At 66.2% G+C, this 23,354-nt stretch carries 20 protein-coding genes and 1 pseudogene; 7 read left to right on the forward strand and 14 right to left on the reverse strand.

Features of this window, described 5'->3' with window-relative positions; genetic code table 11:
- Window positions 1–17: 17 nt before the first annotated feature.
- The 8 genes from C0R46_RS05045 to C0R46_RS05080 form a co-directional block, all read right to left on the reverse strand.
- Window positions 18–278, reverse strand: a complete 261-nt coding sequence (locus C0R46_RS05045) for a GlsB/YeaQ/YmgE family stress response membrane protein (RefSeq protein ID WP_102958434.1) — start codon at window positions 276–278, stop codon at window positions 18–20.
- Window positions 279–607: 329 nt separating this feature from the next.
- Window positions 608–2,062 carry a dihydrolipoyl dehydrogenase gene (gene lpdA, locus C0R46_RS05050; protein WP_102958435.1) on the reverse strand — a complete coding sequence of 485 codons (1,455 nt, stop codon included), beginning with the start codon at window positions 2,060–2,062 and terminating at the stop codon, window positions 608–610.
- Between the two features lie 2 nt (window positions 2,063–2,064).
- Window positions 2,065–2,691, reverse strand: a complete 627-nt coding sequence (locus C0R46_RS05055; protein WP_102958436.1) for a hypothetical protein — start codon at window positions 2,689–2,691, stop codon at window positions 2,065–2,067.
- A gap of 88 nt (window positions 2,692–2,779) precedes the next feature.
- The gene (locus tag C0R46_RS05060; protein ID WP_102958623.1) at window positions 2,780–3,424 is read right to left on the reverse strand and encodes an SGNH/GDSL hydrolase family protein; all 645 of its coding nucleotides are present in this window, start codon (window positions 3,422–3,424) and stop codon (window positions 2,780–2,782) included.
- 113 nt (window positions 3,425–3,537) lie between these two features.
- Window positions 3,538–4,998, reverse strand: a complete 1,461-nt coding sequence (locus C0R46_RS05065; protein WP_102958437.1) for a pyruvate dehydrogenase complex dihydrolipoamide acetyltransferase — start codon at window positions 4,996–4,998, stop codon at window positions 3,538–3,540.
- A gap of 10 nt (window positions 4,999–5,008) precedes the next feature.
- The gene (locus tag C0R46_RS05070; RefSeq protein ID WP_102958438.1) at window positions 5,009–6,445 is read right to left on the reverse strand and encodes a pyruvate dehydrogenase complex E1 component subunit beta; all 1,437 of its coding nucleotides are present in this window, start codon (window positions 6,443–6,445) and stop codon (window positions 5,009–5,011) included.
- Window positions 6,446–6,457: 12 nt separating this feature from the next.
- The gene (pdhA, locus tag C0R46_RS05075; RefSeq protein ID WP_245413437.1) at window positions 6,458–7,471 is read right to left on the reverse strand and encodes a pyruvate dehydrogenase (acetyl-transferring) E1 component subunit alpha; all 1,014 of its coding nucleotides are present in this window, start codon (window positions 7,469–7,471) and stop codon (window positions 6,458–6,460) included.
- 264 nt (window positions 7,472–7,735) lie between these two features.
- Window positions 7,736–8,044, reverse strand: coding sequence for an FtsB family cell division protein (locus tag C0R46_RS05080; protein ID WP_102958440.1), 309 nt, complete (start codon window positions 8,042–8,044; stop codon window positions 7,736–7,738).
- A gap of 215 nt (window positions 8,045–8,259) precedes the next feature.
- Between C0R46_RS05080 and C0R46_RS05085 the strand changes: the two genes are divergently transcribed.
- Window positions 8,260–9,246, forward strand: a complete 987-nt coding sequence (locus tag C0R46_RS05085) for a formate/nitrite transporter family protein (RefSeq protein ID WP_102958441.1) — start codon at window positions 8,260–8,262, stop codon at window positions 9,244–9,246.
- A gap of 61 nt (window positions 9,247–9,307) precedes the next feature.
- Here C0R46_RS05085 and eno read toward each other — a convergent pair whose 3' ends face one another.
- The 3 genes from eno to C0R46_RS05100 all read right to left on the reverse strand — a co-directional run bounded on the left by eno (window position 9,308) and on the right by C0R46_RS05100 (window position 12,590).
- Entirely contained in the window at window positions 9,308–10,585 is a 1,278-nt protein-coding gene (gene eno / locus C0R46_RS05090) for a phosphopyruvate hydratase (protein WP_102958442.1), read from the reverse strand.
- Between the two features lie 278 nt (window positions 10,586–10,863).
- On the reverse strand, window positions 10,864–11,694 hold the full coding sequence (kdsA, locus tag C0R46_RS05095; RefSeq protein ID WP_102958443.1) for a 3-deoxy-8-phosphooctulonate synthase: 831 nt from the start codon (window positions 11,692–11,694) through the stop codon (window positions 10,864–10,866).
- Window positions 11,691–12,590: a VOC family protein gene (locus tag C0R46_RS05100; RefSeq protein WP_102958624.1), complete on the reverse strand. Its 900-nt coding sequence runs from the start codon at window positions 12,588–12,590 to the stop codon at window positions 11,691–11,693. Before C0R46_RS05100 ends, kdsA begins: the two co-directional genes overlap by 4 nt.
- Window positions 12,591–12,729: 139 nt before the next feature.
- Here C0R46_RS05100 and C0R46_RS05105 point away from each other — a divergent pair, with 139 nt between their 5' ends.
- Window positions 12,730–14,229, forward strand: a complete 1,500-nt coding sequence (locus C0R46_RS05105) for an NCS1 family nucleobase:cation symporter-1 (RefSeq protein ID WP_425349850.1) — start codon at window positions 12,730–12,732, stop codon at window positions 14,227–14,229.
- Window positions 14,230–14,328: 99 nt separating this feature from the next.
- Here the strand turns inward: C0R46_RS05105 and C0R46_RS05110 are convergent, their stop codons facing one another.
- The 3 genes and pseudogenes from C0R46_RS05110 to tpiA form a co-directional block, all read right to left on the reverse strand.
- Complete coding sequence (locus C0R46_RS05110) at window positions 14,329–15,957, reverse strand: CTP synthase (RefSeq protein WP_102958445.1); 1,629 nt, start codon at window positions 15,955–15,957, stop codon at window positions 14,329–14,331.
- Between the two features lie 297 nt (window positions 15,958–16,254).
- Window positions 16,255–16,830: pseudogene (gene secG / locus C0R46_RS05115) on the reverse strand (preprotein translocase subunit SecG); the annotation flags it as partial.
- Between the two features lie 85 nt (window positions 16,831–16,915).
- Window positions 16,916–17,665 carry a triose-phosphate isomerase gene (tpiA, locus tag C0R46_RS05120; RefSeq protein ID WP_102958447.1) on the reverse strand — a complete coding sequence of 250 codons (750 nt, stop codon included), beginning with the start codon at window positions 17,663–17,665 and terminating at the stop codon, window positions 16,916–16,918.
- A 253-nt stretch (window positions 17,666–17,918) separates the two neighbouring features.
- On the opposite strand from tpiA, the gene C0R46_RS05125 reads away from it, so the two are divergent.
- Genes C0R46_RS05125 through C0R46_RS05145 form a run of 5 tightly spaced genes read left to right on the forward strand, consistent with a single transcriptional unit; the run spans window position 17,919 to window position 23,344 of the window.
- Window positions 17,919–19,808, forward strand: a complete 1,890-nt coding sequence (locus C0R46_RS05125) for a peptidylprolyl isomerase (RefSeq protein WP_102958448.1) — start codon at window positions 17,919–17,921, stop codon at window positions 19,806–19,808.
- The gene (trpD, locus tag C0R46_RS21070) at window positions 19,805–20,836 is read left to right on the forward strand and encodes an anthranilate phosphoribosyltransferase (RefSeq protein WP_102958449.1); all 1,032 of its coding nucleotides are present in this window, start codon (window positions 19,805–19,807) and stop codon (window positions 20,834–20,836) included. The genes C0R46_RS05125 and trpD overlap by 4 nt, the downstream gene beginning before the upstream one ends.
- Window positions 20,833–21,657: an indole-3-glycerol phosphate synthase TrpC gene (trpC, locus tag C0R46_RS05135; RefSeq protein WP_102958450.1), complete on the forward strand. Its 825-nt coding sequence runs from the start codon at window positions 20,833–20,835 to the stop codon at window positions 21,655–21,657. The genes trpD and trpC overlap by 4 nt, the downstream gene beginning before the upstream one ends.
- Window positions 21,654–22,142, forward strand: coding sequence for a cyclic pyranopterin monophosphate synthase MoaC (gene moaC / locus C0R46_RS05140; RefSeq protein ID WP_102958451.1), 489 nt, complete (start codon window positions 21,654–21,656; stop codon window positions 22,140–22,142). Before trpC ends, moaC begins: the two co-directional genes overlap by 4 nt.
- A complete protein-coding gene (locus C0R46_RS05145) occupies window positions 22,142–23,344 on the forward strand; it encodes a molybdopterin molybdotransferase MoeA (RefSeq protein WP_102958452.1) in 1,203 nt (400 codons plus the stop codon). Before moaC ends, C0R46_RS05145 begins: the two co-directional genes overlap by 1 nt.
- Window positions 23,345–23,354 lie beyond the last annotated feature (10 nt).

Raw genomic sequence — 23,354 nt, forward strand, 5'->3', positions numbered from 1 at the left:
CCGGACACCCATTGCAATCAGGCGCGGCGGCCGCGGATCAGGCGGAAGATGAAGATCAGCAGGCAGGCGCCGACGAGGCTGACGAGGAGGTAAGACCAGGACCACTTGTCGCTCGGATCATAGCCCTGGATGTTTGCCAGGCTGAGCAGGAAGTTGGCGACGATCGCGCCGACAATGCCGAGCAGGATGTTCATGAAGAGACCCATGTCGCTCCTCATGATCTTCTCCGCCAGCCAACCCGCGATGCCGCCCACGACGATTGCTGCAAGCCAACCCATGTCTACTCTCCTTCAGACAACGACGATTGGCTGAGAAAAGAGGGCGGCATCAGTGGTACGACAAGATGCTGTCAGTGATTTAGATGCGCCCTGCAATCGTCGCGGGGCGCCCATGCATCAAGCACAATCCTCTCGCGATTGACCGCGCCTCGGGCTGGGCTCATCGGCCGCTCTTCCAGGGCCTGAGCCATGGCTCGCCCCGCAATGCAGCAGCCGAAATTCTGGCGAGCGACGCGGCGAGGATGCATTCCTGTCGGGCAGGTCAGATCCTTGACGCGGAAGCGGCCGGCTCACCGCCTCGACTGATCATCTCGTCACATAAGACCTCATCACATGTGGATGACGCGGCCAAAAGCGTCCAGCACGCTCTCATGCATCGTCTCCGACAGGGTCGGATGCGGGAAGACCGTGTGCATCAGGTCCTCCTCGGTCGTCTCCAGCCCCATCGCCACGACGAAGCCCTGGATCAGCTCGGTCACCTCGGCGCCGACCATATGGGCACCCAGCAGCTCGCCGGTCTTGGCGTCGAAGATCGTCTTGACGAGACCTTCAGGCTCGCCCAGCGCAATCGCCTTGCCGTTCCCGTTGAAGGAGAAGCGCCCGACCTTGATGTCGCGGCCGGCTTCCTTGGCCCTCGCCTCGGTCAGACCGACGGAGGCGACCTGCGGGTTGCAGTAGGTGCAGCCGGGGATCTGCGTCTTCACCATGGGGTGGACATGCAGACCCTTGATGCCCTCGACGCAGATCGTACCCTCGTGCTCGGCCTTGTGGGCGAGCATCGGCGCGCCCGCCACGTCGCCGATGGCGTAGATGCCCTCCACGCTGGTGCGTCCGCGTTCGTCCACCTTCACGATGCCGCGCTCGATGGCGACGCCTGCTTCTTCCAGCCCGAGCCCCTCGGTATTGCCCTGGACGCCGACGGCGGAGATCAGCCGCTCTGCCCTCAGCGTCTGGCGCTTGCCGTCCTTGGTTTCGATCTCAACGCTGACGCCCTGCCCGTCCTTCGTCACCTTCGCCACCTTGGCGTCGGTGAGGATCTTCATGCCCTGCTTTTCGAAGCGCTTGCGGGCATGTGCGGCGATCTCGGCATCCTCGACCGGCATGATCTGTGGCAGGAGCTCCACCACGGTCACCTCAGCGCCCATGGTACGGTAGAAGGAGGCAAATTCGATGCCGATGGCGCCCGAGCCCATCACGATCAGCGACTTCGGCATGGCGGCCGGCTTCATCGCCTCGAAATAGGTCCAGATGCGGTCGCCGTCCGGCTCGATGCCCGGCAGCACGCGTGGCCGCGCGCCTGTGGCCACGATCACGTGCTTGGCCTTGTAGGTGCCCTCGCCGAGCGTTCCCTTCGGCACCGGGTTCTGCGGCTCGACGGCCGGCTTTGTCGGCTTGCCGACGACGACGTCGACGACACCACCCTTCGGCTTGCCGGCGATCTTCGCCTGGCCCCAGATGACATCGATCTTGTTCTTCTTCAGCAGAAAGCCAACGCCGCCGTTCAGCTGCGCCGAGACGCCGCGCGAGCGCTTCACCACCGCCGCCATATCGAAGCCGGGCTTCTGGATGGTCAGGCCATACGCTTCGCCGTGGCTGGCGAGGTGGTAGACCTCAGCCGAGCGCAGGAGGGCCTTGGTCGGGATGCAGCCCCAGTTCAGGCAGATGCCGCCGAGATGCTCGCGCTCCACGACGGCCGTCTTGAAGCCGAGTTGCGCGGCACGGATCGCAGCGACATAGCCGCCGGGTCCGCCGCCAATGACGAGGATGTCGTAGGTGTCAGCCATGGTTACCTTCCCGACGCCTCTGCATAGAGATCGTCAAGTGTCGTGGAGTGTCTGTCGAGAACGAAGGGCACCTTGCCCGATGCCAGGTGGAACGGGTCGCCGGGAGCATATTCGTCCACCACCATCGTGTAGAACTTGATCGGGGTACACTCGGGGCTGCCGTCGCGCGAGCCGGTGACCGGGTTATATGTGTTTGGGCCATAACGGACGCAGATCTCAACCGATCGGTTTCCAAGATCCGGCCGGGAGGGGATGGGCTTCGCCACCACCTCCCATGTGCCGGCGACCGCCCTCGTGTTGCCGGGGTACCAAAGATAGGTCCGCCCATTGGCGGCCAGGAACTCCACCTGCGTCCCGTGCCCTTTCTCCCAGGCCCTGAACGTCTTGTTCTTCAGGCCGGCCTGATAGGTCGACAAGAACGCCGGATCGTAAGCGCCCATCGGCCACACGAATGGCTGGCGTACGGCGCCGATCTTCGACTTGGCGATCGGCTGGCCGGAGATGAATGGGCCGCGGGGCTTGTCGAAGGGCAAGGGCTCCGACGGCGGCAGCGTGCAGGCGGACAGCACTACAGCCGCAAGCAGCCCCGGCAGCAGCTTGGCGCATGGTCTGGCGGTACGCTGCCTCATGGCTTTCCCTTGCACCTCGCGGCAAATCAGACGTTGTCGGCGCCAGTGGAGAGGGTTTGCGACCACAGGCTGACGCACATGTTCGATCCTACTGAAGATCCAGGATCTCTTTCACCGCGCCGGCCAAGGCCTCGCCGAGCCGCCGCGTATTGACGGCGTCGAGATGCACGCCGTCCTGCGGGGTTGCCTCACAAACCTCGCTGGCATCGAAAAGATGGACGCCATACTCTTCGGCGATCGTCCGGTAGACGTCGATGACGCGCTGCGATTCCTCGATCCCGTGCCCGAACATCTGTGCGAACATCGGATCCTCGGTCTCCACCAGATGCGGGGGCGACACGATCAGGATCTTCGGCGCCTTGTAGCCCAGACGATAGGGAAAGCTCTGAACGATCTCGATCAGCCGCTCCATGCCGAGACCGGCTTCGAAGGCGCGTCCGCCACCGGTATGGCGCTTCAGATCATTGGTGCCGAGCGCGAGAATGACGAGGTCGAGCGGCAGGTGGGTCGAGATCGACGTCGGCAGCGTCTTGGCGCCGTTGCGCTCTGCCAGCACCGACTGATCGTCGTAGATGGTGGTGCGGCCGTTCAGCCCGTCCGGAATGACGTGCGCAGCAGAACCCAGAGCCGCGCCAAGCACGCTTGGCCAGCGGTCGGCGAGAGGATGCCGGCTCGGCCCCTCGACATTGTAGCCCCAGGTCAGCGAGTCGCCATAGCAGAGGATCGTCTTCATGCGCTGGCGCTCCCGCTCCGCATGCCTCCGCTCCCATGCGGCGGCTTTCATGGGTACCGGAGCCGGCCACAGCAGGCCGGCTCGTCTGGATGATCGATGCCGTCAGGCGATGCTCAGACCAGCATCCCCATCGGATTCTCGATATACTGCTTGAAGGCGCCGATCAGCTGCGCGCCGAGCGCTCCGTCCACGGCGCGATGATCGGTCGACAGCGTCACCGACATGATGTTGGCGATCGTCACGCTGCCGTTCTTTACCACCGCCCGCTCCTCGCCGGCGCCGACCGCCAGGATCGTCGCATGCGGAGGATTGATCACGGCCGAGAAGTTCTTGATCCCGAACATGCCGAGATTCGACACCGCCGTCGTGCCACCCTGGTATTCCTCGGGCTTCAGCTTGCGGCTGCGCGCGCGCTTGGCGAGGTCCTTCATCTCGTTGGAGATGACCGACAGCGTCTTCTCGTCGGCCTTGCGGATGATCGGCGTGATCAGACCGCCCTCGATCGACACGGCGACGCCGACATCAGCGTTCTTATGCTTCAGCATTGCCGCCTCGGTCCACGAGACGTTGGCATCCGGCACGGCCTTCAGCGCCATCGCCATGGCCTTGATGATGAGGTCGTTGACGGACAGCTTGTAGGCCGGCCGGTCGCCCGCCTCGCCCTTCACCATTGGCGCGGCGTCATTGAGCTGCTTGCGAAGGGCGAGCAGCGCGTCGAGCTCGCAGTCCACCGTCAGGTAGAAGTGCGGCACCGTCTGCTTGGACTCGACGAGACGCTTGGCGATCGTCTTGCGCATGCCGTCATGCGGAACGCTCTCATAGGAGCCCTCGGCAAAGAGCTTGAGAATCGACTCGTCGCTGGAAGCCCGCGCCAACGGCGCTGCCGCCGGTGCCTGGCTCGCGGGCGCGGACGAGGCCGCGGGTGCAGCCGCCTGCGGGGCCGCTTTCGCCGATCCCGAGGTTGCGGCGGCCTCGACATCCGACTTCACGATGCGCCCGTGCGGACCGGAGCCCGTCACAGTGGAGAGATCGATACCCTGCTCCTTGGCAATCCGCCGCGCCAGCGGCGAAGCAAAGCGCCGTCCGCCCTCCGAAGACGCACCGTTGCCACTCGATCCGCCCGCGGAGCCGCTGCCGGACGCTGCTGCGGCCTTGCCTTGTCCGCCATCTCCGTCGGTGCGGCTGTAGCCGCGCTGTTCGGGGTCCTTCGCCTGCGCCGTGGTGCCGGTCACCGCGTTGTCCGCCTTCGGGTCGGCTGCGATCGGCTTGGCAGAAGCTTCGCCCGTCCCCGAGGCCTGACCGCCGCCGGCCTTGGCATCGGACGCGCCTTCGCCATCGCCCGACAGGATTGCAATGACGGCATTCACCTTCACGCCCTCGGTGCCGGCCGGCACCAGGATCTGCGCGACGGTGCCCTCCTCGACCGCCTCGACTTCCATCGTGGCCTTATCGGTCTCGATCTCGGCGATCACGTCGCCCGGCGAGACCTTATCGCCTTCCTTGACCAGCCACTTCGACAGGTTGCCCTCCTCCATCGTCGGAGAGAGCGCCGGCATCGTCACATTGATCGGCATCGGACGATCCTCAGTCGCGGTAGCAGACGGACTTCACCGCATCGATCACTTCCTTGACCGACGGCAAAGCGAGCTTCTCGAGATTGGCGGCATAGGGCATCGGAACGTCCTTGCCGCAGATCTTCAGGACCGGTGCGTCAAGATAATCAAAGGCGTGCACCATCAGCTCGGATGCAATGAAAGAGCCGACCGAGTTCTGCGGGTAGCCTTCCTCGACGGTGACGCAGCGGTTGGTCTTCTTCACCGAGCGGATCACCGTCGCCATGTCGAGCGGGCGGATGGTGCGCAGGTCGACGACCTCGGCATCGATGCCCTCCGCGGCCAGCTCCTCGGCGGCCTTGACCGCATAGGTCATGCCGATGCCGAAGGAGACGATGGTGACGTCCTTGCCCTTGCGATGGACGCGGGCCTTGCCGATCGGCACGGTCCAGTCCTCGACATCCGGCACCTCGAAGCTGTGGCCGTAGAGAATCTCGTTCTCGAGGAAGATCACAGGGTTCGGATCGCGGATCGCCGACTTCAGGAGGCCCTTGGCATCGGCGGCCGTATAGGGCTGCACCACCTTCAGGCCCGGGATGTGGCTGTACCAGGAGGCATAGTCCTGGCTGTGCTGCGCGGCGACGCGCGCCGCCGCGCCATTCGGGCCGCGGAACACGATCGGGCAGCCCATCTGGCCGCCGGCCATGTAGAGGGTCTTTGCCGCCGAGTTGATGATCTGGTCGATCGCCTGCATGGCGAAGTTGAAGGTCATGAACTCGACGATCGGCTTCAGGCCCGCAAAGGCCGCACCGACGCCGAGGCCGGCAAAACCGTGCTCGGTGATCGGCGTGTCAACGACGCGCCGGGCACCGAACTCCTCGAGCAGTCCCTGGCTGATCTTGTAAGCACCCTGATACTCGGCGACTTCCTCGCCCATCAGGAACACTTTGCCGTCGCGCCGCATCTCCTCGGTCATGGCCTCGCGGAGCGCCTCGCGCACGGTCTTCGTCACCATGGTGGCACCGGCCGGCAGCTCGTCGCCGAGATCGCCCTCGGCATCCTCTGGTTCTGGATGCTTCATGCCTTCGGCCGGAACAGGCGTCGGACCTGCAACCTTCTCGGACGTTGCCTTCTCGCCGGCATCATCCTGCTTCTTCGGCTCGGCCGCCTTTTGCTGCGGCGCAGCTGCACCGGACGAGGCGCCATCGGCGGCGCTCTTGTCCTCGCCCTCGGCGAGCAGCAGCGCGATCGGCGTATTGACCTTCACGCCCTCGCTGCCTGCGGGGATCAGGATCTTGCCGATCGTGCCCTCGTCGACGGCCTCGACCTCCATGGTCGCCTTGTCGGTTTCGATCTCGGCGATGACATCGCCGGGCGCAACCGTATCGCCCTCGTTCTTCAGCCACTTGGAGAGGGTGCCCTCCTCCATCGTCGGAGAGAGCGCGGGCATCAGGATTTCAGTCGGCATGGTTGCGCTCCCTTACTCGGCGGCCTGCGGTACGTCGGCCGCATAGATGTCGGTCCACAGTTCGGAGACATCCGGTTCGGGATCGTTCTGGGCGAAATCGGCGGAATCGGCGACGATGTCGCGCACGTCTTTGTCGACCGTCTTCAGATCGTCCTCGGACACGCCGAAGCTCTCGATGAGACGGCGGCGGACCTGCTCGATCGGGTCCGACTCCGAGCGCATCTTCTGCACTTCGTCGCGGGTGCGGTACTTCGCCGGATCCGACATCGAGTGGCCGCGATAGCGGTAGGTCGCCATCTCCAGGATGATCGGACCGGCACCGCTGCGGCAATGCTCGGCGGCGAGATCGCCGGCGGCCTTAACCGCCCGCACATCCATGCCGTCGACCTTGATGCCGGGAATCTTGAAGGACAGGCCGCGATGCGAGAACTCGGTCTCCGCCGAGGCGCGGTTCACCGCAGTGCCCATGGCATAACGGTTGTTCTCGATGACGTAGACGACTGGAAGCTTCCACAGCGAGGCCATGTTGAAGCTCTCATAGACCTGGCCCTGGTTGGCCGCGCCGTCGCCGAAATAGGTGACCGCGATCGAATCGGTGCCGTTGTAGCGGTTGGCGAAGGCGAGACCGGTGCCGATCGGCACCTGCGCGCCGACGATGCCATGTCCGCCGAAGAAGTTCTTCTCCTTCGAGAACATGTGCATGGAGCCGCCCTTGCCCTTGGAGTAGCCCCCGCGGCGCCCTGTCAGCTCGGCCATGACGCCGCGCGCCTCCATGCCGGTGGCCAGCATGTGGCCATGGTCGCGATAGCCGGTGACGATCTGGTCGCCATCCTTCAGCGCCATCTGCATGCCGACGACGACGGCTTCCTGGCCGATATAAAGGTGGCAGAAACCGCCGATGAAGCCCATGCCATAGAGCTGGCCGGCCTTCTCCTCGAAGCGGCGGATCAGCAGCATGTCGCGATAGGCCTGGAGCTCCTGCTCCTTGGTGAACTCCGCCGGGGCGGGTGTCTCGACCATCCCCATCGTCTTGACGATGCTGGGCTCGCCGTCGGAGAGCGGCGCTCCGTCCGGCTTCTTCTGCTTGGCGGATGCCATGCTGCACTCCCGGTCTTGACCCGCAGCGAAGCGGGCACAGGTTTGGGCGCAGTATAGGCTGCCGCCGAGGCCGCACAAGCGGCGCGCGGTGGTTTAACCAGCGTTAGGTTCATTGCGGAAGATCGCGGCAGTTAAACCGATTTGAGGTTTAACCGACGGGATGTCTCGCGTGTCGGCGAGTGCTGCCGCGGCTCAGCGTAGAATGATGATCTCGTCCGGCATGGCGAGGTTCAGGGCCTCACGGGCACGCTCGTCGATCATGTCGCGCTCGAGCGTGCCATCGTGAAGCAGCTGCACCCGCTTCTCCAGCCGCTCGCGCTGCTTGGCGAGTGCGGCATATTCGCTCTCGCGCTGCTCGAGTTCGCGGGCAAGCTCCGCCCGGCCCTCCAGCCCGTACTTGCCGCTCTGCGCATGCAGGGCGAAATAAGCGAGGAAGCTGGCGGCAAGCGCCGGCACGACGAGGCGCCCCATCAGCGATTTGCGTCTCTGGATCGTCAGCATGCCCCGTCTCCTTTGCTTCAGGATGACAGAGCCCGTTTAATCACCGGTTAAGGCTGTTCCGGAGCGAGAACAGGGAAAGCAGTCTGCATTCCATGCAGGCGGCGCGAGCGCGTCCCCCACCACCTATCGATCGCGTGTCTTCCTGTGTTGCGGCGCCACGCTAGCTAAGGCCTCCAAGGCGTCCCGCAGCGGGCCGCATGGAGGGCACAGACCGCATGGGCGCAGGGCAACAGACGGACCGCGCAACGGATCTGGAGGAGGAGGAGGCACAGGAGGACCGCGAAAGGCTGGAGAGCGACCCGCAGGAGAACCTCGAGAACGCTCCGGAGTCGGGAGAGACGCTGACGGACTTCTTCTCCTTCGAGGAGATCTTCGCCCGCGTGCTCGCAACGGCGTCGCATGAGCTCTCCGTGACCAACCGCTACCTGTTCTGGAGCGGTCTTGGCGCCGGTGGCGCACTCGGCCTGACCTTCCTGGCCCGCGTCGTCTTCACCGAAGCGGCACACGAGCCCGAGCCCGGTCTCCTCGGCAACCTCCTCTATCCCATCGGCTTCCTGATCATCGTCATCGGCCGCTACCAGCTCTTCACCGAGAACACGCTGACGCCCGTGGTGCTCGTGCTGACGAAGCTCGCCAGCGTACGCAGTCTGCTGCGGCTCTGGCTGGTGGTCTTTGCCGCCAACATGGTCGGCGCGCTGGCGGTCGCCGGCTTCCTCGCCGTCTTCGACGTTCTCGACGAGCCGCTGATGGCCAAGGCGCTGGAGATGGCACGCCACTCTCATGGCGAAAGCTGGTTCTCGCTCTTCTCCAAGGCGCTCTTTGCCGGGTGGATTGTCGCGGCCATGGTCTGGCTCGTCCACGCCGGACGCGACACCGTCTCGAAGGCGCTCTTCGTCTTCCTGCTGATGTATTTCATCGGCGTCGGCGGGCTGTTCCACGTCATCACCTCGTCAGTCGAGGTGTTCTTCCTGGCGTTCCGGACCGAGGTCGCTCTGCTGCCGCTCTTTCCGAACTTCGTTTTGCCGATCCTTCTCGGCAACACGGTCGGCGGGATCACCTTCGTGGCGGTGCTGAACTACGTGCAGTTCTCCGAGCACCGCGACTCCAAGCTCTTCCAGAGCTACGGCAAGGAGCTGAGCTGGCGGGAGTGGCTGTTCGGCGGCAACAAGACCTTCGCAGACAGGCAGAAGGGCGCCGACTGACATCGACGCCCTCAACGCTTAACAAGTGGCGGCACCGTGTCGCCGCCACTCCCTTGTCGGATCAGCGCTGGCGCAGGATCGTGCGGCCGGCGTATACGGCCTGATCGCCGAGCTCCTCCTCGATGCGCAGGAGCTGGTTGTACTTGGCAAGCCGGTCGGAGCGGGCCAGCGAGCCGGTCTTGATCTGTCCGCAATTGGTGGCGACGGCGAGATCGGCGATGGTGGAATCCTCCGTCTCGCCGGAGCGATGCGACATCACCGCCGTATAGCCCGCGCGATGCGCGACATTCACCGCGTCGAGCGTCTCGGTCAGGGAGCCGATCTGGTTGACCTTAACGAGGATCGAGTTGGCAACGCGCTTCTCGATGCCTTCGCGCAGGCGCGCCGAGTTGGTGACGAAGAGGTCGTCGCCGACGAGCTGGACGCGGCCGCCGGCCTTGTCGGTCAGCGTCTTCCAGCCGGCCCAGTCGTCTTCGGCCATGCCGTCTTCGATGGAGATGATCGGATAGGCTGCAGCGAGCTCGGCGAGATAGCCCGCCATGTCGTCCGAGGAGAGCTTGCGACCCTCACCCTCGAGGTCATAGACGCCGTCCTTGAAGAACTCGGTCGAGGCGCAATCGAGGGCAAGATAGATGTCCTCCCCCGGCTTGTAGCCAGCCGTCTCGATCGCCTTCATCACGAAGTCGAGCCCGTCGCGGGCGGAGGCGAGACCCGGCGCAAAGCCGCCTTCGTCGCCGACATTGGTGTTGTGCCCGGCCTTCTTCAGCATGGTCTTCAGCGTATGGAAGACTTCGGCGCCCATGCGCAGCGCATCGGAGAAGCGCTCCGCGCCGACCGGCATGATCATGAACTCCTGGAAGTCGATCGGATTGTCGGCGTGGGCGCCGCCATTGATGATGTTCATCATCGGAACCGGCAGAACATGCGCGCTGGCCCCGCCAACATAACGGTAGAGCGGCAGGCCCGAGGCATCCGCCGCCGCCTTGGCAACGGCGAGCGACACGCCGAGGATGGCGTTGGCACCGATGCGGCTCTTGTTCTTGGTCCCGTCGAGCGCGATCAGCGCGGCGTCGATGCGCATCTGGTCCTCGGCCTCGTAGCCGCCGATGGCCTCCAGGATTTCGCCGTTGACGGCGCTGACCGCCTTCCCGACGCCCTTGCCGAGATAGCGCGAGCCGCCGTCGCGCAGCTCGACCGCCTCATGCGCGCCGGTCGATGCCCCGGATGGCACGGCGGCACGGCCCATCGAGCCGTCTTCGAGGATGACGTCCACCTCGACGGTCGGGTTGCCCCGGCTATCGAGGATTTCGCGTCCGATGATGTCGATGATCGCGGTCAATGGGGCTCTCCTTGTCGCGAGAATTCGCTGGTTCGAGCGCCTTCTAGCCAAACATCGACGGGCTGAACAGCGGCGGCACGACGGCGATCCCATCCGCTGGTACGGCTGCCCCTCGGCAAGGGCACCAGAGAATGCCGCGCCTTATCGGATGCGCGTCATGCTCGGACTTCCAGAGGATCGACAGCCGGCATGGCGACCAATCGCCGGACGCCCGGCATCAGCCGTGCCGTGCCGGGTGCGTCGCGGATGCCCGCTCCTTCACCCCTCAAATCGGACACCTACCCCTTTGCGATGGCGTCGAAGCGCTTGAGCCGTTCCAGCAGTGCCGGCATCTGGTCGAGCGGCACCATGTTCGGGCCGTCCGACGGCGCATTGTCGGGATCCTCATGCGTCTCGATGAAGAGGCCGGCGACGCCGACCGAGACGGCGGCGCGCGCCAGGGTCTCGACGAAGCGCCGCTCGCCGCCGGAGGAGCCGCCCTGCCCGCCCGGCTGCTGCACCGAGTGCGTGGCGTCGAAGATCACCGGCGCGCCGGTCTCGGCCATGATCGGCAAGGCCCTGAAGTCGGAGACGAGCGTGTTGTAGCCGAAGGAGACGCCGCGCTCGGTGAGGAGCACGTTCGGGTTGCCGCTCTCCGTCACCTTGGCAAGGACGTTCTTCATGTCCCAGGGCGCCAGGAACTGACCCTTCTTGATGTTGACGACGCGACCGGTCTGAGCGGCGGCGATCAGGAGGTCGGTCTGCCGGCAGAGGAAGGCGGGGATCTGCAGGATGTCGCAGACCTCGCCGACGGTGCGGCACTGCTCTTCAGTGTGAACGTCGGTCAGGACCGGAAGCCCGAGCTTGTCGCGGATCTCGGCGAAGACCGGCAGCGCGCCGCCAAGGCCGATGCCGCGCTTACCGGAGAGGCTGGTGCGGTTCGCCTTGTCGAAGCTCGCCTTGAAGACGTAGCCGATGCCGAGATCGGCACAGAGCGCCTGCATGCGCTCAGCGATCATGAAGGCGTGATCGCGGCTCTCCATCTGGCACGGCCCGGCGATGAGGGCGAAGGGCGCCGTGTTGGAGAAGGTGACGGTGCCGCATCGCACCTCGTTCGCAATCGCCGTCATGGTCGTTCCTCCGTCTCGAAAGCGATGAAGCTCTGCGCGTGCTCCGACAGGCGGACGATCATCCGTCCGCCATGCTCCTCGAAGCCGACGCCGGATCCGTAGAGAGCGTGCCGCAAGCGCCCGGCATCGCTTGCCGCGAGCACGATGCCCTCGAAGCGGAGCCCGCGCTCCGGCGACCGGTCGCAGCCATAGCGCGCGCCGAGACCCTCCGGCGTCAGCACCTCGATCGTCGCATTGGCCGCGGCGAGCGACATGCCGAAGGAGTCCGCAAGGACGTCACGCTGGCCCGCCAGATCCTGCAGCAGATACTGGAAGTCGGTCGGGTTCGGCTCTGAGAAGACCAGGCGTTTCAGACCCGTGACGCCGTTGGGATGCCCCGTCAGTGGCGTGCGGTCCGGCGCAACCGTGTGAACGGGCTGGCAGACGAAGAAGGACGCATCCGGCGCGCGCCGGTCGATCGCAAAGGCGAGCCGGAACGAGACCTCGCCACTCCCGCCATCCGGACGCTCGAAGCGCCGGGAGAAGGACAGGATATCGCCCTCGCCCAAGCCGGCGGCGCGAAAGGCGGCAAGATCGCCCTCTGCATCGCCCGAAGCGAAGGCGACGGCCGAGAAGCGATGTTCGCCGCGGCGAAAGCGGAAGGCCTGATCGCGCGCAACGAAGAGGTTGCCGTCGCGGATCGCCGCCTCGCAATCCTCCCGCACGCCGATCGCCAGCGGCTCGATATAGGTCCCGTCGGCGAGGAAAACGCAGGCATTCCTGGTTCCGAACGGATGCTGCGCGTCGGGCGCAACGAGAAAGCCGAGGCCCTCGAAGAACCGCCGTGCCAGCTCCAGCGAGCCGACCGGCATGACGACATGGTCGACGGAACGAAGCGTGCGAAGCGAAGCGGTCATGGCGCTCATCTGCCTCAAGCGCGCCTCGTGGACAAGCGCAAAGGCATGTGCACGCAAGCCGCCGATAGCTGTTAAGATGCTCGCAAAGGCGGCATCCCTTGCATAGACTTGCCCAAACGGTAGGCATAATCTTCTCGATATGCTGCTTGGGAGAGCAGCATCATCTCGGGAGGGGAAGAAAGTGACTATCAAAGGTGCATCGCCAGACCTCTACAATGAGGATCTGGCCCCTGCTGCCGTCCGCAACTGGGGACCGTTCAGCATCTTCAACGTCTGGACGTCAGACGTTCACAGCCTCTGGGGCTACTATCTGGCCGCCAGCCTGTTTCTGTTCTGTGGCGATTTCCTCAACTTCATCATCGCGATCGGCATCGGCTCGCTGATCATCTATGCCCTGATGAACATGATCGGCTATGCCGGTGTAAAGACCGGCGTTCCTTACCCCGTCCTCGCCCGAGCCTCGTTCGGCATCTGGGGCGCCAACATACCGGCGCTGGTGCGCGCCATTGTCGCCTGCTTCTGGTATGGCGCGCAGACGGCCGCGGCCTCCGGGGCGATCGTCGCGCTTCTGATCCGCAGCGACACCTTCGCCTCCTTCCACACCGACGTGCACTTTCTTGGCCATTCCGGCCTTGAGGTCGTCTGCTTCGTCGTGATCTGGGCGCTGCAGCTCCTGATCATCCAGCGCGGCATGGAGACGGTCCGCCGCTTTCAGGACTGGGCCGGCCCGGCGGTCTGGGTGATGATGCTGATCCTCGCGGTCTATCTCTGCGTCAAGGCCGGCACCTTCGCCTTCACCAGCGACATCCCGATGGCCGTTCTGCTGGAAGCCACGAAGGATGCGGGTGTGCCGGGTGAGCCCGGCTCATGGGCCGCGCTGATGGCGGTGGCCGCCATCTGGGTCACCTATTTCTCGGCGCTCTACCTCAACTTCTGCGACTTCGCCCGCTACGCGCCGGACAAGGCGGCGCTGCGCACCGGCAATATCTGGGGCCTGCCGGTGAACCTGATCCTGTTCTCGCTGGTCGCGGGCGTCACCACCATCGCGGCCTATGACGTGTATGGCGAGGTGCTGCTGCATCCCGACCAGATCTCGGCGAAGTTCGACAGCTGGTTCCTCGCCCTGCTCGCAGCCCTCACCTTCGCGGTGGCGACGCTCGGCATCAACGTGGTTGCGAACTTTGTCTCGCCAGCCTTTGATTTCGCCAATGTTTTCCCGCGGCAGATCGACTTCAAGAAGGGCGGCTACATCGCCGCGGTGATCGCACTGGTTCTTTACCCCTTCGCGCCCTGGGAGGGCGGCGCCGCCGCCTTTGTCGGCGTCATCGGCGCCACCATGGGTCCGATCTTCGGCGTGATGATGGTCGACTACTACCTGATCCGGAAGGGCGAGATCGACGTCGATGCGCTCTATCGCGAGCATGGCGAATTCCGCTTCCAGAGCGGCTGGCACGTCAACGCCTTCATCGCCGCCGGCATCGGAGCGATCTTCTCCTCGATCCTGCCGAACGTCACGGACTGGCTGCCGAGCTGGTGGGGCGTTTACGGCTGGTTCTTCGGCGTCGGCATTGCGGGCCTCGTCTACTACGCCCTGCGCTCAGCGACGGCCGGCTCGCCGGCCCGCGCCGCCCGCGCCTGATCCGACAAGCGAAAAGGGGCAGCGGTCGGACGCCGCTGCCCCTTCAGATTTCATGTCGACCGGCTTGTCTAAGCGTCTGTCAGACAAGGCGAATGCAGCTCAGACGAGCCGGGAGCGCTCCACCGCCGCCGAGATGAAGGAGGCAAACAGCGGATGCGGCTCGAAGGGCCGCGACTTCAGCTCCGGATGATATTGCACCCCGATGAACCAGGGATGGTCCGGAAGCTCCACCGTCTCCGGCAGGAGGCCGTCCGGCGACATGCCGCAGAAGACGAGCCCGCCCTCTTCCAGCTGAGCCTTGTACTCGCGGTTCACCTCGTAGCGGTGGCGATGGCGCTCCTCGATCTCGGTCGAGCCGTAGATCTCGGCGATCTTCGATCCCGGCTTGAGGCTGGCCTTATAGGCGCCGAGACGCATCGTGCCGCCAAGATCGCCCTGCGCCGCGCGCTTCTCCAGCTCGTTGCCGCGCATCCATTCGGTGAGCAGCCCGACGACCGGCTCCTTGGCATGGCCGAACTCGGTGGAGCCGGCATCGCTGATCCCGGCGAGTGACCGGGCCGCCTCGATCACCGCCATCTGCATGCCGAAGCAGATGCCGAAATACGGCACCTTGTGCTCGCGGGCGAAACGGGCCGCATGGATCTTGCCTTCCGAGCCGCGCTCGCCGAAGCCGCCGGGCACGAGGATGCCGGCGACGCGCTCGAGATACGGTGCCGGATCCTCCTTCTCGAAGACCTCCGACTCGATCCAGTCGAGCTTGACGCGCACGCGGTTGGCGATGCCGCCATGCTGCAGCGCCTCAATCAGCGATTTATAGGCGTCCTTGAGGCCGGTATACTTGCCGACGACGGCGATCGTGACCTCGCCCTCCGGGTTGCGAATGCCGTCGACCACTTTCTGCCAGCGCTGCAGCTGCGGCTTCGGCGCCGGATCGATGCCGAAGGCGGCAAGCACCTCGGTGTCGAGGCCTTCCTTATGGTAGGCGATCGGCACGTCGTAGATCGTCGCGACGTCCAGAGCCTGGATGACCGCCGTCTCCCGCACATTGCAGAAGAGGCTCATCTTGCGCCGCTCCTCGGCCGGGATCGGACGGTCGGCGCGCACCAGCAGGATGTCGGGCTGGATGCCGATGGAGCGCAGCTCCTTGACCGAGTGCTGGGTCGGCTTGGTCTTCAACTCGCCCGCGGTCGGAATGTAGGGCATCAGCGTCAGGTGGATGTAGACCGCGCCGCCGCGCGGCAGGTCGTTGCCGAGCTGACGGATCGCCTCCATGAACGGCATCGCCTCGATGTCGCCGACGGTGCCACCGATCTCGCAGAGAACGAAATCGTAGTCCTCGTTGCCGTCGAGCACGAAGGCCTTGATGGCGTCGGTGACGTGCGGGATGACCTGGACGGTCGCGCCGAGATAGTCGCCGCGGCGCTCCTTGGCGATGATCTCCTGGTAGATGCGCCCGGTCGTGATGTTGTCCTGCTTGTTGGCGGACCGACCGGTGAAGCGCTCGTAGTGACCGAGATCGAGATCGGTCTCGGCACCGTCGTCGGTGACGAAGACCTCGCCGTGCTGAGTCGGGCTCATCGTGCCCGGATCGACGTTGAGATAGGGATCCAGCTTTCTGAGGCGGACCCGGTAACCGCGGGCCTGGAGCAGCGCTCCCAAAGCCGCCGATGCAATGCCCTTGCCGAGCGACGAAACCACGCCGCCGGTGATGAAGATGTATCGCGCCATGGGCCTTCCCGATAACCGCTCGGTGCCGATTCCGCCAGTCACAATTGCCGGCTTCACAAAAGAGGCGGGGCGCCGATGCCTCGGCGCCCCGCCTGCTGAACAAGTCTGCCTGACGTAGCGTCAGTTGTTGCCGGGCGCCGCCGGACTCTGCGGCGAATTGGCAGCCGGCGGTTCGACCGGCGGCACCACCGGAACGGCCGGAGCCTCGCCGCTGTCACCGGCAGGGTTGGCCGGAACGACGCCGGCCGGCGTCTGCGGCGTGTCTGCGGCAGCCGGTGCAGCCGTGTCGCCGTCGGCCGGCGCGGCGGAAGGCTCAGCCGGCGCGGCGGGCGCGGCCGGCGTCGCCGGATCGGTATCGGTCACCGGTGCTGTCGTGTCGGTCGCCGGAGCCGCGACCGGCGCGGCGGACGATGCCGCCGGGGCCGTCGTCGCGGGAGCCGTCGTCGCGGGAGCCGTCGTCGCGGGAGCCGTCGTCGCAGGTGCTGCGGGCGTTGCGCCCGCCGGAACATCGACGCCGGTGCTCGGCTGCGACGTCGACGCTGCGCCGTCCGTCGGCAGCGGTCCCAGCTGGTCGAGCAAGTTGCCGTTGGCGCCTTGGCCCGTGGACTGGTTCTGCGGCAGACGGTCGAGGATGTCGGTCGGGCTACCGCCGTAGCGGGCGAGAATTCCGAGCGCGATGGATGTCACGAAGAACGCCGCCGCCAGGATCGCGGTCGTGCGCGTCAGCGCGTTCGCAGCACCCCGTGCGGACATCAGGCCGCCGCCCCCGCCGCCGATCCCGAGCGCGCCACCTTCGGAGCGCTGCAGCAGGACGACGACGACGAGCGCCAGGACGATCATCAAGTGGATGATGATAAGAACGGTTTCTACCATGGATCTTTCGCGCAACGCCGATGTCGGGAGACGCGCGCCTTGTATAGGAGCCCAATAGCGAATCCAACCGCTTTCGGCTGAACCGTCAGCGGGGCCGGACAGCCCGCGATATCGCGATAAAGTCGTCGGCTTTCAAGCTGGCGCCGCCGACAAGCGCGCCGTCGACATTTTCGAGCGCCAGGAGCTCGGCGGCGTTGGACGGTTTGACCGAGCCGCCATAGAGAATGCGGACTGCTTCGCCGGCGGAGCCGAAGCGCTCCATCAGCCGCTCGCGGATGAAGCGGTGCACCGCCGCGACGTCGTCGCTGGTCGGCGTTCGGCCGGTGCCGATCGCCCAGACCGGCTCGTAGGCGACGACCAGCCGGTCGGGCGCGTCCGGCAGCGAGCCGCCGAGCTGCCGGTCGAGCACGTCCAGCGTCGTTCCGGCGTTCCGCTCACCCTCGGTTTCGCCGATGCAGACGATCGCCGTCAGGCCCGACGCGATGCCGGCGTTCGCCTTGGCGCGCACCGTGCCGTCGTCCTCGCTATGGTCCGTGCGGCGCTCCGAGTGGCCGACGATGACGAAGGACGCGCCGGCATCGCGCAGCATCGATGCGGCGATGTCGCCCGTATGCGCGCCGCTGTTCTCGGAGTGACAGTCCTGGCCGCCAAGCGCGACATGATCGCCGACGATGGCACGCGCCTCCGCCAGCAGCGTCGCCGGCGGACAGATGAGGAGGTCGCAGGCCTGCGACAGACCGCTGCCGGCTGCCTCTGCGATAGCACGCAGCTCGGCCAGCGAGGCCTTCAGCCCGTTCATCTTCCAGTTGCCAGCGATCAGCGGCCGGTTTGCCATGATGGTCCCTCCCAGGTCGGGAGGTGAGGTAGACGCCCGACGCAGAGAACGCAAATGCGTGGCCATCCGTCAGACCGCACCGCCGGACACCGCCAAGCAGCCTAATGCAGCGCCTCGGCCACGGAGCGTCTTGCGTCGGCCTCGGCACCTTTCCTAATAGAGCGCTAAGAACTGGACGCCGGCCGTATCGTCATCGGCACGTCCTGGTAGCTACATCTGTAGCCGCCGTCGCATCACAAAGGAGACGCTCGACATGATGAACGCGTTGCGCCGGGCCGTCTCCGGCTGGGCAGCTAAGGTGCTGCTCGGCCTCCTTCTCATCAGCTTCGCCGTGTGGGGCATTCCCGACATCCTGCGCACCCGCACCAGCAACGCGGTCGTGACCGCCGGCGACACGCGCGTGACCCTTCAGGACTACGCCATCGCCTACAATCAAGCGCAGGCGCGGATTGCCCAGCAGCTGCAGCGCCGGCCGACGGCCGAGGAAGCCGCCATGTTCGGCATCGATCAATCGGTGCTGAGCCAGCTGACGGCCGGCGCCGTGCTCGACGAACAGGGCCGCCGTATCGGCCTCGGCGTCTCCCAGGACGAGCTCGCCCGACTGGTGGCGGAGGATCCATCCTTCCACGATGCCAACGGCAACTTCTCCCGCTCGTCCTTCCAGCAGGTGCTCGCCGGCGCCCGCATCACTGAGGGCGACTACATCCGCAACCGCGAACGCGCAGCCATCCGCAGCCAGATCGTCGAGGCCGTCTCCGACGGCATCAAGCTGCCGGCAGCCGTGCAGACCGCGCTCGGCCTCTTCAATGGCGAGCGTCGCACCGTCGAATATCTGACCGTGGCGCCAGCACTGGTGCAACCGGTCGCAGCACCGACGCCCGAGGCGCTGCAGACCTATTTCGACGGCAAGAAGCGCACCTATGCCGCACCGGAGTTCCGCTCGATCGCCTATGCAGTGCTGACGCCGGAGACGGCGGCCGATCCGGCGGCCGTCACCGATGCCGAGATCACCGCAGCCTACGAGAAGGACAAGGCCCGCTTCACCGTGCCCGAAAAGCGGCGCGTCCAGCAGATCGTCTATTCCGACCAGGCGGCGGCTGACGCAGCTGCGGCCAAGCTCGCCGGCGGCGCAACCTTCGACACGCTGGCGCAGGATGCCGGCAAGGCGATCGCAGATACCGATCTCGGCCTCGTCACCAGGAAGGAGATCTTCGATCCGGCCATCGCCGAGGCCGCCTTCACGCTCAAGTCCGGTGAGACATCCGGCGTGGTCAAGGGCGCCTTCGGACCGGTGATCCTGCGGGTGGCCGAGGTGCAGCCGGAAGCCGTGAAGCCGCTCGACGAAGTCCGGGAGGAGGTCCGCAAGGATGTTGCGCTCGGCAAGGGCAATGATCTCGCCGTTACTGCCTATGACGCGTTTGAGGACGCTCGCGCAGGCGGCGCGAGCTTCGACGAGGCCGCCGCGACGGCCAAGCTCAAGGTCGTGACCCTGCCTGCTGTGGATGCACAGGGCAACGGCCCTGACGATAAGCCGATAGCCGATCTCCCGGCAGGCCAGGATCTTCTGAGTGCTGTGTTCGAATCGGAACCGGAAGCGGACAACCAGCCGGTGCGGTTCGGCTCGGCCGGCTCGGTCTTCTTCGAGGTGCGCGGCATTACGCCGGCCCGCGACCGGACGCTCGACGAGGTCAAAGAGCGCGTCACCGCCGATTGGACGGCGGACGAGACCGCACGCCTTCTCGGCGAGCGGGTCGACGCGATGAAAAAGGCGGCTGAAGGCGGCAAGACGCTCGACCAGATCGCGGCCGAGGTGAAGCTGACCAAGCAGACCGCCGCCTCCGTCACGCGCCAGTCCGCGCCGGCCGAACTCGGCCAGGCCGCCACCGCCGCGGCCTTCTCCGGCGGCAAAGGCTCGGTCGCGACCGCGCCGGCCACGGATGGCCAGTCGCAGATCCTGCTGAAGGTGACCGAGGTGGCGCCGCCCGCCGACCCGAATGCGAGCGTCCAGCCGGGCGAGCGCGAGCAGCTTGCCGATATGATGCGCAACGACCTGCTGCAGAGCTACATCGCGATGCTGCAGGGCAGCTACTCTGTCAGCGTCTATCCCGCTGCGATCGACCAGGCGAAGGCGGCGATACGATGAGTGCTTCGCTGAAGCCCTTCATCGCCAAGGCGGCGGCGGGCGAGGCGCTGACGCGCCAGGAGGCCGAGGCCGCCTTTGCGGTGATGATGTCGGGCGAGGCGACACCCTCGCAGATCGGCGGCTTCCTGATGGCGCTGCGCGTGCGCGGCGAGGTGGTCGACGAGATTGCCGGCGCCGTTTCGGTGATGCGCGCCAACATGCTGAGGGTCGAGGCTCCGGCCGAGGCAATCGACATCGTCGGTACCGGCGGCGACCACGCCGGGACGCTCAACGTCTCCACCTGCGCCGCCTTCGTTCTTGCCGGCTGCGGCGTCACCGTCGCCAAGCACGGCAACCGCGCCCTCTCCTCCAGGTCCGGATCGGCCGACGTCCTGATGGCGCTCGGCGTCAATGTCGAGCTGTCCCCGGCAGAGATCTCACGCACCATCCGTGACGCGGGGCTCGGCTTCATGTTCGCCCCGGCCCACCACGCCGCCATGCGTTTCGTCGGTCCCTCGCGGGTCGAGCTCGGCACGCGCACGATCTTCAACCTGCTCGGGCCGCTCGCAAATCCGGCCGGCGTCAAGCGCCTCCTCGTCGGCGTGTTTTCGCCCGAATGGATCGTGCCGCTCGCCGAAACGTTGAAGACGCTGGGTGCGGAGAGTGCCTGGGTGGTACATGGCGATGGACTGGACGAGATGTCGATCAGCGGAACGACACATGTGGCCGCGCTGAAGAACGGGCGCATCGACACCTTCACGGTGGAGCCGGAAGATGCGGGGCTGCAGCGCTGGCCGCTCGCATCCATCACGGGCGGCGACGCCGCCGAGAACGCCGCGGCCCTGTCGGCCGTCCTAGATGGTGCCGACAACGCCTTCCGCGACATCGTGCTCCTCAACGCCGCCGGCGCCCTCGTGATGAGTGGTGCCGCGGTCGATCTCAAGACGGGTGTCGATCGGGCCCGCGAGTCGATCACCTCCGGGCGCGCCGCCGAAGCATTGCGCCGCCTCGTCACCTCCAGCAACAGCCAGACTGGACCAATCGCGTGAGCGACATCCTGCAAAAGATTGAAATCTATAAGCGCGAGGAAATCGCGGCGGCCAAGGCCGAGCGCTCGATCAGCGCGCTGGAAGCGGCCGCTCGCGAGCAGGAGGGCCCGCGCGGCTTCCTCGCCGCAATCCGCGCCAAACACGCGACCGGCGACTTCGCCTTGATCGCCGAGATCAAGAAGGCGAGCCCCTCCAAGGGCCTCATCCGGGAAGACTTCGATCCGCCATCGCTGGCGGCGGCCTACGAGCGCGGCGGGGCAGCCTGCCTCAGCGTCCTCACCGACGCTCCCTCGTTTCAGGGCGAGCCTGCCTATCTCGGGCAGGCGCGAGCGGCCACCAGCCTGCCGGCACTGCGCAAGGATTTCCTCTACGATCCCTACCAGGTCGCCGAGGCGCGGGCCTGGGGTGCCGACGCGATCCTGATCATTATGGCTGCCGTCGACGATGCGCTCGCCAAGGACCTTGAGGATGCTGCCTTCGCCTACGGCATGGACGTCCTCGTCGAGCTCCACGACGAGGCGGAACTCGACCGCGCCCTCGCCCTCGCCTCGCCGCTGATCGGCATCAACAATCGCGATCTCAGAACCTTCCATACCGACCTGTCGGTGGCCGAGCGGCTGTCGCAGCGCGTTCCCAAGGATCGCGTGATCGTCGGCGAAAGCGGCATCTTCACCACGGCCGATTGCCTACGCCTGCAGGATTGCGGCGTCTCGACCTTCCTTGTCGGCGAGAGCCTGATGCGCCAGGCCGACGTCGAGGCGGCGACGCGCACGCTGCTCGGCGAACCGCGGCCCGACCTGCCGATGGGCAACCCGTCGTGAGCGACAAGGGTGAAGCGCATCTGACCCATCTCGACGCCAGCGGGGCGGCCTCCATGGTCGATGTGGGCGATAAGGATGCGACGGTGCGGATCGCCCGAGCCGAGGGCTTCGTCACGATGGCGCCCGAGACGCTGGAGCTCATCCTCTCCGGCAATGCCAAGAAGGGCGACGTCGTTGCCGTGGCGCGGATCGCCGGCATCATGGCAGCCAAGCGCACGCATGAGCTGATCCCGCTCTGCCACCCGCTGATGCTCGACAAGATCGCCGTCGACATCGAGCCGGAGCCGGCCCTGCCCGCCCTGCGGGTTATCGCGACGGCCCGGGTCAGCGGCCGGACCGGCGTCGAGATGGAGGCCCTGACCGCCGTCTCGCTCGCATGCCTCACCATTTACGACATGGCCAAGGCGGTGGACCGCGCCATGACGATCACCGGCGTGCGGCTTCTGGAGAAATCGGGCGGACGCTCCGGCGACTGGCGCGCCTGATGATCTCGGTCGCCGAAGCTCTTCAGCGCATCCTTGATGATGCGGCGGCAGTGCCTGATACCGAAACCGTCGATCTGTCAGCAGCTTGCGGGCGCATTCTCGCCTCGCCCGTCAGCGCGAACCGCACCCAGCCCGGCTTTGCTGCCTCGGCCATGGACGGTTATGCAGTTCGTGCCGGCGACCTCGCGGCTGACATCAATCAGCCGCTGACGGTGATCGGAGAATCGGCGGCGGGCTCGGCCTTCACCGGCACCGTTCGGTTCGGCGAAGCGGTCCGCATCTTCACCGGCGCGCCGGTACCGGATGGCGCCGACGCCGTCCTCATCCAGGAGAACGCCGAAAAGCTGCCGGACAGCCGCATCCGTCCGACTGCGCCTGTCGCAGCGGGCCGCAACATCCGCCCGGCAGGCACGGACTTCCAGGCGGGATCGCTGCTGATCGCAGCCTGCCGGCGGCTGACGCCGGGAACGGTGGCGCTGGCCGCCAGCGCCGGGCATCCACGGCTTGTCGTGCTGCGCCGGCCCAGAGTCGCCATCCTCGCGACGGGCGACGAGCTGGTGCGCCCCGGCGAACCGCTGGGACCATCGCAGATCGTGGCGTCCAACAGCTATGGCGTCGCCGCTCTGGTAGAGGCTGCCGGTGGGCGAGCCCTCGACTATGGTATCGCGCCGGACGACGAGGCAGAGATCTCCGCCCGCCTCGACCAGGCGCTCGCCGAGAAGGCCGACGTCTTCGTCACGATCGGCGGGGCTTCCGTCGGCGATCACGATCTGGTCGGGACAGTTTTTGCCTCTCGAGGCATCGCGCTCGACTTCTGGAAGGTGGCGATGCGGCCGGGCAAGCCGCTGATGGCGGGTCGGCTCGGCGATATGCGCATCCTTGGTCTACCGGGCAATCCGGCTTCCAGCATGGTTACGGCCAACCTGTTCCTGCGTCCGCTGATCAAGCGCCTTGCCGGCTGGCCAGACGAGATCGGCGAAGAGGACGGCGTGCTCGGTGCCGACCTCGCCGCCAACGACGTCAGGACCGACTTCCTCAGAGCCAGGATCGAGCCGCGCAGCACGCCGCCGCGACTTCTGCCGCTGGCGCGGCAGGATTCCTCGCTCCTATCCGTCTACGCCGAGGCCGATGCCCTGCTGATCCGGCCGCCGCTCGCGCCGGCGGCGCAGGCCGGCGAACCATGCCGGTTCATTCGCCTGTAATCGCTGCGGG

It is taken from the genome of Mangrovicella endophytica, assembly GCF_002893625.1.
Lineage (GTDB): Bacteria > Pseudomonadota > Alphaproteobacteria > Rhizobiales > Rhizobiaceae > Mangrovicella > Mangrovicella endophytica.

Bases quoted from the DNA above. Each gene is read 5' to 3' on its own strand.
- C0R46_RS05045 (WP_102958434.1), bottom strand. From the start codon at position 278: ATGGGTTGGCTTGCAGCAATCGTCGTGGGCGGCATCGCGGGTTGGCTG.
- lpdA (WP_102958435.1), bottom strand. From the start codon at position 2,062: ATGGCTGACACCTACGACATCCTCGTCATTGGCGGCGGACCCGGCGGC.
- C0R46_RS05055 (WP_102958436.1), bottom strand. From the start codon at position 2,691: ATGAGGCAGCGTACCGCCAGACCATGCGCCAAGCTGCTGCCGGGGCTG.
- C0R46_RS05060 (WP_102958623.1), bottom strand. From the start codon at position 3,424: ATGAAGACGATCCTCTGCTATGGCGACTCGCTGACCTGGGGCTACAAT.
- C0R46_RS05065 (WP_102958437.1), bottom strand. From the start codon at position 4,998: ATGCCGATCAATGTGACGATGCCGGCGCTCTCTCCGACGATGGAGGAG.
- C0R46_RS05070 (WP_102958438.1), bottom strand. From the start codon at position 6,445: ATGCCGACTGAAATCCTGATGCCCGCGCTCTCTCCGACGATGGAGGAG.
- pdhA (WP_245413437.1), bottom strand. From the start codon at position 7,471: ATGGGGATGGTCGAGACACCCGCCCCGGCGGAGTTCACCAAGGAGCAG.
- C0R46_RS05080 (WP_102958440.1), bottom strand. From the start codon at position 8,044: ATGCTGACGATCCAGAGACGCAAATCGCTGATGGGGCGCCTCGTCGTG.
- C0R46_RS05085 (WP_102958441.1), top strand. From the start codon at position 8,260: ATGGGCGCAGGGCAACAGACGGACCGCGCAACGGATCTGGAGGAGGAG.
- kdsA (WP_102958443.1), bottom strand. From the start codon at position 11,694: ATGACGGCGATTGCGAACGAGGTGCGATGCGGCACCGTCACCTTCTCC.
- C0R46_RS05100 (WP_102958624.1), bottom strand. From the start codon at position 12,590: ATGACCGCTTCGCTTCGCACGCTTCGTTCCGTCGACCATGTCGTCATG.
- C0R46_RS05105 (WP_425349850.1), top strand. From the start codon at position 12,730: ATGCTGCTTGGGAGAGCAGCATCATCTCGGGAGGGGAAGAAAGTGACT.
- C0R46_RS05110 (WP_102958445.1), bottom strand. From the start codon at position 15,957: ATGGCGCGATACATCTTCATCACCGGCGGCGTGGTTTCGTCGCTCGGC.
- tpiA (WP_102958447.1), bottom strand. From the start codon at position 17,665: ATGGCAAACCGGCCGCTGATCGCTGGCAACTGGAAGATGAACGGGCTG.
- C0R46_RS05125 (WP_102958448.1), top strand. From the start codon at position 17,919: ATGATGAACGCGTTGCGCCGGGCCGTCTCCGGCTGGGCAGCTAAGGTG.
- trpD (WP_102958449.1), top strand. From the start codon at position 19,805: ATGAGTGCTTCGCTGAAGCCCTTCATCGCCAAGGCGGCGGCGGGCGAG.
- C0R46_RS05145 (WP_102958452.1), top strand. From the start codon at position 22,142: ATGATCTCGGTCGCCGAAGCTCTTCAGCGCATCCTTGATGATGCGGCG.